Source organism: Roseobacter weihaiensis (assembly GCF_020622345.1).
GTDB classification, from domain to species: Bacteria; Pseudomonadota; Alphaproteobacteria; order Rhodobacterales; family Rhodobacteraceae; genus Roseobacter; species Roseobacter weihaiensis.
The window spans coordinates 17,953-30,891 of the sequence record NZ_JACNMO010000003.1 but is presented as its reverse complement, the minus strand read 5'-3'; the positions used below and the strand labels follow the sequence as shown (position 1 = coordinate 30,891).

Here is a 12,939-nt window from a genome sequence, read left to right as displayed (position 1 = left end):
TCCATGGACATCTTCCTGCAAATCCTTATCAGCGGCCTGTCCCTTGGGGCTATGTATGCCGTGGGAACGATCGCCCTGTCGCTGCTCTGGGGCACGATGGGCATGATGAACCTCGCCCATGGCGGGTTCATCGCCATTGGTGGCTATCTGGCCTATTGGTGCATGACGGTGCTGGGCGCGAGCTGGATTTTCGTGCTGCCACTGGCGCTGGCTGGGGGCATGCTGAGCGGCTACCTGATGTATCACCTTGTGGTGCGCTGGATGTTCGAGCGCAAGGAATTCGGTGTCGATATCATCATCGCCACGGTCGCCATTGCGGCCCTTGTGGAAAATGGGTTACTGAACATCGCCGGGCCGTCGGCCAAACGCCAGCCCTTCGCGTTGTCGGGTGGCTTGAGGATTGGTGACGTCGTTCTGCCCTATCAGACGATCCTGACCGTTGTGATCGCGATCATCCTGCTGATCGTCGTGTTCTACATCGTTACCCACACCAAGCTTGGCATCGTGATCCGCGCCATCTCGCAGCAGCAGACCGCCTCGCGCTTGATGGGTGTGAACACGCGCAGCGCTTTTGCCAAGGCGATGATGCTGGCGGGCGGCATTGCTGCGGTGTCGGGTGTGCTGGTGACGGGCGCGACACAGCTTTTCCCCTCGGTCGGGTTCGACACGACGATTAAGGCGCTGGTGATCTGCATCATTGCCGGTCTGGGCAATCTGCGGGGTGCCATCTTTATGGCCTTCGTCTTGGGACTCTTTGAGGTCGCCGTGCAGTACATATTCGGCCAGCGCTACGGGTTTCCGGCGATGCTGGGCCTGGTGATCGTGGTGCTGATCATCCGTCCGAACGGGCTCTTCGGCAAAGCAACGGTGGACAGGGTATGAGCAGCTCTGCAAAACAGGCCAAGCGGCGCGAGATCTGGCGCGATTTCTGGATCGGCCTCGGTTTTGTCACCATCGCGGTGCTGATCCCGCTTTTCGATCCGGGCAATTACGTTCTGTCGCAGATCACCCTTTTCTTCATCTGGGCGGCAGTGGTCACACAGTGGAACCTCGTCTTTGGCGTGGCGGGCGTCTATTCGCTGGCTCACATGGCGGTGTTTGCTGTTGGCGGCTACGCGACGGGCATGATGGGGCTTTACGCAGGCTGGAACCTCTGGGCCGCCCTGCCGATCGGTGCGCTGGCCGCAGTGATTGCCAGCCTGCTCATCGGTGCGGCCAACCTGCGCCTGCGCGGGCCTTACGTGGCGATCATGACCCTGGCCATCGCGCAGGTGATGTACTCGCTGATCATCACGGATGTGGAATGCTTCATATACCAGGGCAGGCTTTGCCTGAATTTCACTGGCGGCTCCAAGGGGCTGATTCAATACGGCGATTTCGGCTTCAGGGATCTGCTTGGCTTCAAGTACCGGATTTGGGGCGATTACTATCTGAGCCTTGTTCTGCTGATCCTGGGCATGCTGTTTTCGCTCTTCATTATCTATGGACCGCTCGGGGCCACCTTCCGCGCCTTGCGGGACAATCAGATTTGCGCCGAGGCACGTGGCGTGGACCGCGTACGCAGCCAGCTTCTTGTTTTTGCCCTGTCAGGGATTTTTACCGGGCTGGCAGGAGGGGTCTATGCCGGAGTGCAGCGCACCATCGGGCCCGATATGCTGTCGACCACCCTGCTGCTCTTCCTGCTGTCGATGATGGTGGTGGGCGGGCGCGGCACCAAATGGGGGCCGATCCTGGGGGCGGGTGCGCTGATGCTGGTGGATACCACCTTACGCGATTTCGGCCAGATTCGAGTGGCGGGCCTGTCGCTCATCATCCTGCTGGTTATGATCTTTCTGCCACGTGGCCTCGTTGGGCTGGTCGATGACATCTTCCGCTGGCGCCCGCGCAGTCGCTGGGAAGACGGGGCCGAGGGCGGCGAGGAACGGTTCGACTTCCGCGAGTATCAACGCCTGCGCAACCCCAAGAAGACGCCCTTTGGCACGGCAAGGAACAACGGGTAGGCCGCTATGGACAACGAGATCGCTGCAACGCGTATACTGCTTGTCGAAGGGATCGGCATCCTGGCTCTGGTGCTGGCGCTCATGGCCCCGCTGGGTCTCAGCCTGGTGACGATGGGCTGTGGCCGCTTCCGCAACCGCTTTGCCAATCTCGGCGCGTCGGTTTTGCTGTTCCCGTTCGTCTTCGTGGTCAGCTACCTTTTCGGCTGGATGTTTTCCTTCGCTTTTGCATCTGGGCCAGGCTTTACTGGCGGATTCCAGTCAGCATGGCATGCCGCGCCTTGGGGCGACAGGCTGGGGCCAGGGTTTCACCAGACTGAAAGTGGTGCCTTCAGCACTGACACTCAGGATTTTATCCGCTTCGTCCTGCTTGGATGGCTGGCCTGCGTAATTCTGGCCGGGGCCGTATTGGAGCGGATCAAGATCGGTGGTCTGCTGTTGCTGGCGACCCTTCTGTCAGGCTTCTGCGGTTCTCTGGCGGTGGGCTGGGGCTGGTCAGAACGTGGCTGGATGGTTGCCCTAATGGGCTATCATGACCCGGTTGGTGCCACCACGATCGCCACGTTGGCGGGCGGTTTTGCGCTGGGGGTGCTACGTATCCTCGGGCCGAGAATAGCAAGCGTGGATGACAGCGGGCAGACCCATGGCATCGGCCCCAACAGCGCGGGCCTCGTTCTGGCTGGGCATACGCTGTTCCTGTTGGGCCTCATCGGCATGATCCTGGCTTCAGTCGAACTGGCCGCCCCGGTTCAGCTTGGCGAAGTGACGCAATATGTAGCCGCCACCGTCTATGGTGCCCCCACCGATCCCGCTGGTCAGGTACTCAACCTTATCGCCGCCGTGATGGGCGGCCTGATGATCGGCTCCATCCTGACCCATGCCGATATCACCCGAACGATGACCCTCACCATCGCCAGCGTGATCGGCACCCTGCCGGCGTCGGATTTCTTCAATCCCTTGCAAACCGTCCTTCTGGCCATGTTCTTTGCCTGGGTCTGCGGCAACGCACGGGATTGGCTCGAGCGCAAGTTCAACCTCGACGATGTGACGGGCTCGGTGGCTCTGTTCGGCTTTTCCGGTTTCTGGGGGCTGGTCATTTCCGGAATACTTCTCTGGGGCATCCCGGTCTCAACTGTGCCAGCGTATGTGCATATCAACCCCTTCGGCAACACCACCGCAGCGATGATCTTGTTCTGGGTGCTTGGCTTCATTCCCGGCAACATTGCGGCGCGCATTCTGCGCTATGCCGGTGGCCTCCGCATTGATCGTACTCTGGAATTGGTAGGTCACGATCTAGAGGTGCTGCGGGACGTCGAGGACACGACAAGCGCAGCCTATATGCGCGAAGACCGTTATGTCCGTGAAGAATTCCAGGAAAGGCCCTAGATCATGTCCATAGGTCCCGTGAACGAATGGGATAACAGCCTTGCCGACGTCACGTCCGTCGCGCCAATCGCCGGGGCCGAGGCCCTCTGGGCTGGTATCATCTTTGTTTTCGGCATCTGGTTTGTCATCGCCATCTACCGCATCGGCGCAGGACAGGAAGCAGATGTTGCTCAAGAATTCTCGGATCCGGACCTTTTGCGCAGGTTGCTGGCCTATTTCGAAGGGCAAAGCGAACAAGAGTCGAATAATGACACATAGATGCATTTGAGATGGGCTTAGGTTTCGAGTATTGGATTCTGCGCTTGCGTACCTGACCAGACAAGAAAAACAACATGATATATCAAAATGAAAGCTGGTGGCGCAATCCAGGATTTGGGAGAACTAAAGAGCGATGTCCTGTTATATGGGGCCATATTCAACCGTTCACGTGATCTTAGCGAAAAAGGGCATCGCGGTTGAAAACCGCATAAAGATCCGCCGCCGGGCCCGGTGATGATTATCAGACCTCTATACGTCACGTTCTCACCGCTGTGCTCTGACCGGATTCCTGCGCTCGGCTGCCGCCAGAACAGCACCGCCCAGCACGAGGGGTAGGGCCAGAAGGAAGCTGGTCGACAAGGGCAGGTCGAAGATCAACAGATCTGCGAGGATTGGCCAAGCAAGAGTGATGTATTCGAAGGGGGCCAGATAGGAGGCTTCGGCGTATCGGAACGACAGGGTCATTGCGATGTGTGCAAAACCGCCGAACAACCCGGCTAGCACCAATAGCGACAAGGTAGGTGCATTGAGCACCGGCCAGCCCCAGGGCAAGGTCAGCAGGCCTCCAATCATGGATGCTACGACGAAATAGAAAGCAATGGCCCCGGGGCTTTCGGTGTGGCTCAGGCTGCGCACCATGATGAGGGCAAAGGCGGTCAACACTGCCGTGAGAAGCCCCAGACCGATCCCAATGAGGCGTCCGGCGTCAAATGCTCCGCCACCGAGGTCGGGCCAGACCAACACCATCACGCCGCAAAAGCCGAACGCCAGCGCAGCGACGCGCCACCGGGTCAGGCGCTCGGACAGGAACACAACGGCGGCGAGGGCTGTCAGAACGGGAGCCAGTTGGGCAAGCAGAACCGCTTCCGCCAAGGGCAGCAGCGCCACCGAAGCAAAGGATGTGAACATGGCCAGCGCACCGAAGGTGGACCTGACGAGATGGCCCACCGGTCGTCCGGTGCGCAGACCACCGGGGAATTCGCGGCGGAGTGCCAGAAAGATTACCAAGGGGATGAGCGCAAAGAAGGATCGGTAAAACACCGTCTGGCCCAGAGGCACCGTTTCGCTGACCGCTTTGACACAGATCACCATACCCGTGAAGAGCATGCCTGACAGAACGCGCAAAGTGATCGCCAGTGTTGGGCGGTCCGCCGTCATGCCTGTTCTTCCTGACCCGCCAGCCTGTCGCGCAAGGCGTCTCCGGCCAGGTTGATCGCCAACACGCAGATCACAACCGCCAGTCCGGGCCAGATCATCTGTAAGGGCGTGGAGCGCATGTGGATGCGCGCATCCAGCAGCATCGTGCCCCATTCCGGCATCGGAGGCTGTACGCCAAACCCAAGGAAGCCAAGCGCGGAGATGCCAAGGATCGCACGGGCAAACATGCCGGTCCAGACGACGGTGAGGGACGGCATGAGCGCGGGCAGATAGTGCCACCTTGCGATGGCCAGGGGCGAAAGCCCGGCCAGCTTTGCCTGCACGACATAGCCTCGGGTTTGCAGGGACAGCCCGATACCACGGACCACCCGCGCATAGCGCATCCAGCCTGTCACGGTCAGCGCAAAGATCAAGCTGCCGGTGCCTGCGCCGAGGACGCCAGCGATCACGACGGCTGCAACAAGATCGGGAAAGGCGAGGAACGTGTCTGTCGTGCGCATCACGATCCAGTCTGCCAGCTTGCCACCTTGGGCTGCGAGGAGACCCATCAGCGTGCCCATGCACAGCCCGATGACCGAGATCAGAAACGCAAGACCAAGCGACCAGCGCGCGCCGTGCAGAAGGCGCGAAAGAATGTCCCGTCCGAGAGCATCTGTGCCCAAGATCCAATCCGGGCCCGGTGGGCTCAGTCTCTGGGCAATGTTGATCGCTGTCGGGTCATGCGGCGCCACAAGTGGTCCGCATACCGCCAGAGCGACGAAAACCCCCGCCAGGACAATCACACTACGCATCCCGGTCTCCGATCCGCGGATCGATGACCTGATAGAGCAGGTCGATCAGCAGGTTGACAGTGACGAAGAGCAGCGCAGCGAGGATCACCACAGCCTGTACCTTCGGGAAATCGCGCGCTTCGATTGCGCCCACAAGGAAGATGCCGAGACCCGGACGGGCGAAGATGACCTCGACCATCACCACGCCTTCGAGCAGGAACGCCAATTCCAGACCAAAGACAGTCACCACGGGAATGGCCGCATGGGGTGCGATGTGGTTACGGGTAAGATGTGCCTCAGACACCCCACGCCGCCTGAAAGCAGGCAGAAAGGGGCGCCCGCGCGCCTCCAGGATACCTGAGCGCAGGATACGGGTGAGGGACGCGGAAACAGTAAGACCAAGTGTGAGCGCGGGAAGGATCAGATGTGTCGGGGTGCGTGCCCCCATGGCTGGCAGCCAGCCCAGCTGAACCGCAAAGAGCAGGATCAGCAGCAGCCCCAACCAGAATTGCGGAATGGCCACGCCGATGGAGGCCAGCGCCACAGCGAAACGGTCGAGCCATCCGCCAGGGTGCCGGGTGGCGAGCAGCGCCAGGGGGATCGACAAGGCCACGCCGATGGCCAGACCGCTCAGCGCCAGCGGGAACGTGTATGACATCGCCGTTACCAATTCTGGCCAGACATCGCGCCCCGTGACAGAGGACTGCCCGAAATCACCCAACAGGATCGGGCCGAGCCAGGACAGGAAAGCGGGCCAGAAGCCCGCATCGAACCCGGCCTCGACCCTGACCTGTTCGATCACGGCGTCAGGGACAACCGATCGAAAGCGCGCCAGTGCAATGGCCAAGGCGGGATCGCCGGGCGCATGCCAAAGAAGCGTGAAGGTTGCAAGCGCGGTGCCCGCGAGGACGACAGCTGCACGAAGCAAGAGGCTCAGGATGACCCGCATCACGCGACATGTTCCAATGCCCCAAGGGCAAAGGCCGCCTCGCGCAGGGTCAAGCCGTAGGCGGTTTTGGGTGAGGTCACGAAGTCCTGCGCAGGTCCCATTTCCGCGATTTGCCCGGCTTGCAGCACGGCAATCTCATCGGCATAGGCCGCTGCGTAACCCAGATCATGCGTTACGATCAGTGCGGCAAAGCCTTCTTCGCGTTGCAGATCCGCGATCAGACGCGCGGTGTGTTTCTGCGTCACGGCATCCAGCGCAGACAATGGCTCGTCGAACAGAACCAGTGGGGGGGTGGCGATCAGAGCGCGCAGGATGCCTATGCGTTGTGCCTGACCTATGGAAACTTCGGAGGGTCGGCGCTCCAGAAGATCGGGCAAGAGTTCCAGCCCGTCGCAGAGACGTGTCAAGCGCACGGGATCACCGGGTAACCGGCCTGCCCGCAAGGGTTCCATGACCGAGCGGTGCAGGGTGAGTGCGGGATTGAAGGCGCTTCGCGGCTCCTGCATGACCAGTGCTGGGCGACAATGACGGACCGGGCGGTTCATCCAGGTGATGTCGCCTTTAGAAAGTGCCACGAGCCCAAGGACTGCCGCAATGAGTGTCGACTTGCCCGCCCCGCTTTCGCCGACGACAGCGAGCGTGCGGCCGGGTGCCAGGGTGAACGAAATGTCCCTCAGCACGTCGGTCCGACCGCGCGCGACCGAAATGCCGTCAACGGTCAGCATGGCAGCGCAAGCCAATTCCGGTGGGCGCAAAGGGAGCGAGCTGCTTCGGTTCTTGGCACCCTCAGAAGGTCCGGCGTCGGCGCGTCCTCCACGATGCGACCCTCCGCCATCACCATCAGACGCAAGACGCGGGCGGCGGCAAGGCCAAGGTCGTGGGTTATCAGCAACAAAGCCGTCCGTCGATCGGACAGATAGCGGTCGAGAAGATCCATCATGCCTGCTGCCACAACCGGATCCAGCGCCGACGTCGGCTCGTCCATCACCAGCAAATCGGGCGTTCCGATCAGGGCCATGGCAATAACAAAGCGTTGCTGCATGCCCCGACTCCAGCCCCAGGGCCGCTTGCGCAAATCACCGTCTTCGATCCGCAGGGCTGCGAATAGTTTCTGCTTTCGTGAGGGGTCTAACGCCAGACCCAAGGCCTGTTCCGCCTCACGCCAGTGGAACGCCATGGAGCGCAGCGGGTCCAGCGCTTCATCGGGACTTTGCGGCACATGGGCAACGCTTGCACCTTGGGCACGCAAGCTGTCGATCAGCGCATGACCCAGGGTCGATTTACCGGAGCCGGAAGCGCCGACAAGCCCGATGCGCTCGCCGCGCCTGATCTCCACGTCCGTGGTATGAAGGATGATGCGGCCCGAGCGCGCAGCACTCAGGCCGGTGGCGATAATCGTCATTCGCTGAAGGCTGTCTCGTGTGTGATCCAGTAGGTTTCTGTCGGATGTACTGCGTACCCGGTCAGGCCCGCCCGCGCCACATTGGCCTGACTGACATGGAACACAGGGATGAGCGGCACATCCGTGGCGATGATCTGCTGGACCTCGTCATAGATCGCCTCGCGCTCTGCCTGATCAAAGGTCGTCTGACCCTGGACAAGCAGTTGATCCATCGCAGGGTTCGCGTAGCGGCTAGCGTTCGATCCGCCATCGCTGGCGAGCAGGAACCCGAGTATCGAGGCAGGATCGCCTTGTGGCAGCATCACCCAGGCTTGCAGGAACATGTCCCCATCGCCTGCCATCAAAGCGTCGTTGCTGGCGGCGTACTCGCCAACGCGGACGGTCGCCGTGATGCCGATCTGCTGCAAAAAGGCTTGGGTGATCTCAGCGGTCAGCGGCAGTGCGGCGCGCGAGGAATAGGTCAGGATCTCGATCTCAAGCGGCGCGCCGTCAAGCGTCCACCTGCCGCCTTCCTTGACTGCGCCGGCCTCTGCCAGCAGTTCCTCTGCGCGGGCGGGATCATAAACAGGCGCAATGTCAGCCGCCCAGCTTTTGCCCGCAGGATAGATGGTGCCGGCAGGGACACCGCCCACACCGGACAGAACGGCATCAACGATGCCTTCGCGGTCGATGGCCATCGAAACCGCCTGCCGGATCAACGGATTGGCAAGCGGACCCGAGGCCGTGTTCATGGAATAGAAATAAAGCCGGGCCGTGGGGGCACTGAACCCGAGTGCGCCGGTATCCTGAATGCGTTCGAAGTCGCTTTCCGGGTAGTTGATGACCATGTCGACATCACCTGCTTCAAAGGCCAGTGCGGCCGTGGCGGGGTCTGGCGCGGCAACGACCCGGATTTCGTCAAAGCCGGGTGTGCCAAGACGATAGTTCGGGTTTGCCTCGACGCGGTAAAGTTGCTCCGGCACGGCCTCGCGGAAGATGTAGGGGCCGGTCGCATTGATCGGGAAGGCGTCTGACGACGCACCCAGAATGGCAACGCCCGGATCAGAGAGGCTCCATTGGAAAGCAGCGTTCGGGCTGTTCGTCTCGAACACCACAACCTGGTTGCCGTCGGTGGACATGCCCGCCAGGTCGAGTACATTGGCGATGCGGGCGTTATGGGCCGGGTGGCTCTCGTCCGAGATCGGTGAAATTGCGTCAATGACGGCTTGCGCTGTCACGGGAGTGCCGTCGTGGAACGTTAGACCGTCGCGCAGCGTCAAACGCCATGTCGTTGGACCGACTTGCTCGATGCCTTCAGCCAATCGGGGATAGAGGTTGAGATCATAGTCGATGCCCATCAGCGTTTCGGTCACGCCGGTCTGGTTCGACATCCAACCGTTATAACCCGCGCGCGGATCAGGGACCTCGGCGGTTGGCCCGAAGGTGACGGAGATGGTCAGCGTCTCTTCTTGCGCAGCGGCGGGTAGCGTTGTGCCAAGCGCAATCAGCGCGGCGGCAGCAATTCGGGTGAACAGAGACATACGTGTTCCTTTAGTTGTTCGTTGATAGCTGATTGGGTGTCGCAAAGCAGTCTCGCGCGAGCGAGCGTGCTTCGGCCCGTGACAAAAGCGAAAGCGCGTCCTCGGCATTGAGGCCGTTTTCCCGGGCGCGGTTCCAGACCCGACGCACCGAGGCGGGTGACCAGGGCAGCGTTGCTTGCGCCAGCCACTGGCGCAAGGGGGCGGGCAAGGCGTCAAAACTGCGCATGGGATCAGCGGACCGGCGCTTGCGGCGCAAAGACGTTGTTCCGAGATTGCGGCTCACAGCTCGCCTTCCGGGGCATCGGTCGAGATGCCGTATTGCGTGCCTTGCCCGCGATAGGTACAGACCAGCCGCACTGTTATCTCGTCGATGTGGAGCTTGCGGCAGGCATTGGTCGTGATCGCTTGCAGCCGCAGGAGGAGATACTGCGCGTTCATCAGCCTCACAAAAACATGAGCCAGGGTCGTTGCATTATCAATCAGCCGTTCACGTTTGGATTCTTTCGGCGTGTCTGCAATCTCGCAGAGCTGGATCAGCGCATGTCGGATGGCGTCAGGCCGCAAGACAAACCGTCCTTTCGGAAGATTTGCAGGGGCAAGCGCATCGACCCAGGACTGAAAGCCGGATTCAGGACGTTGCCGCCAAATGGCAGCAACGCAGCCCGGCCTGCGAAAGGCTGTCAGGTTTTCAGGCCTGTCGGCGACGGCCACACCAATCGCAGCGTCCCGGAGCATATCGCGCCCCAGCGTCATGCGGCTTCTTCCGCGCGCCGCCAGACCGGGAAAGGGTCAGGATAGTTCGGCAGATCTTCCGGTCCCGTTGCGGCCAAGGCGGGGATCAGACAGGCATCCAGCCGCGCCTCTAGCGCAGGCCAGTCAATACCGGCACCGATAAAGACCAGCTCCTGCCGACGATCACCCCAGGGTTCTTGCCAGTGGGCCTGCATGTAGGCTTTTGCACTTTCATGCTCGGGCCAGCGATCCTTTGGGACCGAGGCCCACCAGGTGCCAAGCGGTTTCACGCTGGAGAGTGCACCGGCCAGCGAAAACTCGGCGACCCAACCGGGGCGGGTGGCGATCCAAAAATGCCCCTTGGCCCGGATCACGCCGGGCAGATCGCCATTCAGGACGTCGAGGATTTTCTCAGGAATAAAGGGAAGGCGCGCCCGGTAGACATATGACGCCACGCCGTATTCTTCGGTTTCGGGCGTATGATCTGCAAAGCCATACAGCTCCTTGGCCCACATCGGGTGCTCATGCGCTTTTTCAAAGTCGAACAACCCGGTGTCGAGGACTTTGGCGGCGTCGACCTCAGAGTGATCGGTTTCGATGATCTGCGCATCGGCATTCAGGCTGCGGATGATTTTGCGTGCGGCGGCGACCTTCTCGGGTCCGGCATCGGTCACCTTATTCAGGACCACGACATCGGCGAACTCGATCTGGTCGGTCAGTAGATGCACCAGCGTGCGGTCGTCCTCCTCGCCCATGGTTTCACCGCGGTCGCGCAGGAAATCATGGCTGGCATAGTCATTGAGCAGGTTCGCGGCATCGACGACCGTCACCATCGTATCGAGGCGAGAGACATCCGACAGGCCATCCCCAAACGCGTCACGAAAATCAAAGGTTGCCGCCACGGGCAGCGGTTCTGAAATCCCGGTGGACTCAATCAGCAAATAGTCGAAGCGGCCTTCGGTTGCCAAGCGTCGGACCTCATCCAGAAGGTCATCGCGCAGCGTGCAGCAGATGCAGCCGTTCGACATCTCGACAAGCGTCTCGTCGGTTCGGCTGAGCTCGGTATCGGCCCGCACCAGATCGGCGTCGATGTTCACCTCGGACATGTCATTCACGATGACGGCGACACGACGGCCATCGCGATTGTTCAGGACCCGGTTGAGAAGCGTGGTTTTTCCAGCCCCGAGAAAACCGGACAGCACAGTGACGGGAAGGCGGGTATCGGTCATGCGGCTGCCTCAATTGGTTGGATCATGCCGGGAAAGACCAGCGATTGGTGGCAGCCGATTCCAGCCATTGCCCCGTCGCCGATCGCGGAAGTCACGTTATGTGCGGGTCTTGCGCAGTCACCTGCCGCAAAGACGCCCGGCACGGAGGTCTGGCCCATCGGGCCGACCTGCAAAAAGGGGCCGAGCGGACCCTCTGTCGTGGCGCAACGCAGCATCTCCGCGGGCGTGCCGGACAGACTTACCAGGGGCGCCGTAAAGACTGCTGCGAATTCGGTGGAAGAGCCACCTTCGAAGCTGACCGAAATCCCGTCACCCGCCTGCGACAGACCGATGACAGGTCGCGTTTCCATCTTGAAGCCGTCGCGTGCGAAATCTGACGGATCGAAGCTGCTTTGGGTGCCGGTCAGAACCGTGACATCGCTGCTCCAATCAGCGTGCAGAAGCTGGGCTTGATGACCTGACATCGCGTGATTGGCCAGGACAGCCAACGGACGGTTCCGAACTTCGAACCCGTGGCAATAGGGGCAATGCAGAAGGGTCTTTCCCCAGACCTCGGCGATGCCTGGAAGGTCGGGAAGCGTATCGACAACACCATGAGCCAGAAGAACGCGGCGGGTCTTGAGCGGTGCGTGCGTGGCAAGAGACACGACAAAGCCGTCTTGTTCTACCGAAACACCGACCACCGTGTCCGACAGGAATTCAACCGTGGAGTAGGCGCTTGCGTCTTTCCCAAACCCATCAAGGATATCGGCTGGCGCTGTCCCGTCCCAGCCCGGCACACCATGTGCTGCTGGCGATGTCCGGTTGCGCGGAGCACCGGCATCGATCACGCTAACGGTCCGGCTGGCGCGACCCAGTTGCAAAGCAGCCGTCAAACCGGCGAAACTACCCCCAATGACTGTGACATCCTGCATAGAAAGGCCCCGAGTTCGATTCTGCTCAAAACAAGTAACTAATGAAGTTACTAGATATTCGCAACCGGAATTGTTACTTGACGCCAGGATGGAGGAGTCTCGCCTATGAAACGCAACAGCCGACTGTCCCTGGCGCTCCATACGCTTGGCCATATGGCAGGGGACCCTGATCGCATGCGCACGTCTGCCGATATTGCCGAGCATGCAGGAACCAATCCGGTTGTCGTGCGACGTGTCCTCGGTCGGTTGCGAAAGGCCGGACTGCTGGATGCGGAAAAGGGCCATTCCGGCGGCTGGCGGCTGGCGCGACCGCCGCAGGACATCACACTGGCCGATGTCTACCTTGCGCTAGATGAAAGCTTGATCGCAACGATGGCGGAGGAAGATGCGCCAAACTGCTCAGTAGAGCATGCGCTGCATCGTAAGGTGTCTTCGGTCATGGAAGACATTGAGCGGAGCCTGATCGAGAGGCTGGCAGCAACGACGATCGCCGAGGTGAAGTAGGCATTTCCCGAAGGTATTGACCCTGGCGGGCGGTCTTGTCAGTTACTCCGCGATTGCCGCTGTCTCAGGCCCGAATGGACTGTTGCATTGACCGGGCCATTTGGCCACCTTTGGGGTTGC

The 12,939-nt window shown here is 60.9% G+C and carries 15 protein-coding genes; 5 read left to right on the top strand and 10 right to left on the bottom strand.

Annotated features, from left to right (window positions below):
- Positions 1–3 precede the first annotated feature (3 nt).
- The 4 genes from H7847_RS04375 to H7847_RS04360 are packed head-to-tail and all read left to right on the top strand — an operon-like array spanning position 4 to position 3,641.
- Positions 4–882, top strand: a complete 879-nt coding sequence (locus H7847_RS04375) for a branched-chain amino acid ABC transporter permease (protein ID WP_227268171.1) — start codon at positions 4–6, stop codon at positions 880–882.
- On the top strand, positions 879–2,000 hold the full coding sequence (locus tag H7847_RS04370; protein WP_227268170.1) for a branched-chain amino acid ABC transporter permease: 1,122 nt from the start codon (positions 879–881) through the stop codon (positions 1,998–2,000). Before H7847_RS04375 ends, H7847_RS04370 begins: the two co-directional genes overlap by 4 nt.
- Before the next feature lie 6 nt (positions 2,001–2,006).
- Positions 2,007–3,383: a hypothetical protein gene (locus H7847_RS04365; RefSeq protein WP_227268169.1), complete on the top strand. Its 1,377-nt coding sequence runs from the start codon at positions 2,007–2,009 to the stop codon at positions 3,381–3,383.
- 3 nt (positions 3,384–3,386) lie between these two features.
- Entirely contained in the window at positions 3,387–3,641 is a 255-nt protein-coding gene (locus H7847_RS04360; protein WP_227268168.1) for a hypothetical protein, read from the top strand.
- A 264-nt stretch (positions 3,642–3,905) separates the two neighbouring features.
- On the opposite strand, the gene H7847_RS04355 is transcribed toward H7847_RS04360, so the two are convergent.
- From H7847_RS04355 to H7847_RS04310, 10 genes are read right to left on the bottom strand one after another with little or no spacing between them, the layout of a single operon-like run.
- Positions 3,906–4,799, bottom strand: a complete 894-nt coding sequence (locus H7847_RS04355) for a DMT family transporter (protein WP_227268167.1) — start codon at positions 4,797–4,799, stop codon at positions 3,906–3,908.
- A complete protein-coding gene (locus H7847_RS04350) occupies positions 4,796–5,590 on the bottom strand; it encodes an ABC transporter permease (protein WP_227268166.1) in 795 nt (264 codons plus the stop codon). The genes H7847_RS04355 and H7847_RS04350 overlap by 4 nt, the downstream gene beginning before the upstream one ends.
- On the bottom strand, positions 5,583–6,518 hold the full coding sequence (locus H7847_RS04345) for an ABC transporter permease (protein ID WP_227268435.1): 936 nt from the start codon (positions 6,516–6,518) through the stop codon (positions 5,583–5,585). Before H7847_RS04345 ends, H7847_RS04350 begins: the two co-directional genes overlap by 8 nt.
- Positions 6,518–7,243, bottom strand: coding sequence for an ABC transporter ATP-binding protein (locus tag H7847_RS04340; RefSeq protein ID WP_227268165.1), 726 nt, complete (start codon positions 7,241–7,243; stop codon positions 6,518–6,520). Before H7847_RS04340 ends, H7847_RS04345 begins: the two co-directional genes overlap by 1 nt.
- Complete coding sequence (locus H7847_RS04335; RefSeq protein WP_227268164.1) at positions 7,237–7,920, bottom strand: ATP-binding cassette domain-containing protein; 684 nt, start codon at positions 7,918–7,920, stop codon at positions 7,237–7,239. The genes H7847_RS04340 and H7847_RS04335 overlap by 7 nt, the downstream gene beginning before the upstream one ends.
- Positions 7,917–9,440 carry an ABC transporter substrate-binding protein gene (locus tag H7847_RS04330; protein ID WP_227268163.1) on the bottom strand — a complete coding sequence of 508 codons (1,524 nt, stop codon included), beginning with the start codon at positions 9,438–9,440 and terminating at the stop codon, positions 7,917–7,919. Before H7847_RS04330 ends, H7847_RS04335 begins: the two co-directional genes overlap by 4 nt.
- A 10-nt stretch (positions 9,441–9,450) precedes the next feature.
- A complete protein-coding gene (locus H7847_RS04325; protein WP_227268162.1) occupies positions 9,451–9,723 on the bottom strand; it encodes a DUF6525 family protein in 273 nt (90 codons plus the stop codon).
- Positions 9,720–10,193, bottom strand: a complete 474-nt coding sequence (locus tag H7847_RS04320) for a DUF1826 domain-containing protein (RefSeq protein ID WP_227268161.1) — start codon at positions 10,191–10,193, stop codon at positions 9,720–9,722. Before H7847_RS04320 ends, H7847_RS04325 begins: the two co-directional genes overlap by 4 nt.
- Positions 10,190–11,401, bottom strand: coding sequence for a GTP-binding protein (locus H7847_RS04315; RefSeq protein WP_227268160.1), 1,212 nt, complete (start codon positions 11,399–11,401; stop codon positions 10,190–10,192). The genes H7847_RS04320 and H7847_RS04315 overlap by 4 nt, the downstream gene beginning before the upstream one ends.
- Entirely contained in the window at positions 11,398–12,315 is a 918-nt protein-coding gene (locus H7847_RS04310) for an NAD(P)/FAD-dependent oxidoreductase (protein ID WP_227268159.1), read from the bottom strand. Before H7847_RS04310 ends, H7847_RS04315 begins: the two co-directional genes overlap by 4 nt.
- Before the next feature lie 105 nt (positions 12,316–12,420).
- Here H7847_RS04310 and H7847_RS04305 point away from each other — a divergent pair, with 105 nt between their 5' ends.
- Positions 12,421–12,819, top strand: a complete 399-nt coding sequence (locus H7847_RS04305; protein ID WP_227268158.1) for an RrF2 family transcriptional regulator — start codon at positions 12,421–12,423, stop codon at positions 12,817–12,819.
- Positions 12,820–12,939: the final 120 nt, after the last annotated feature.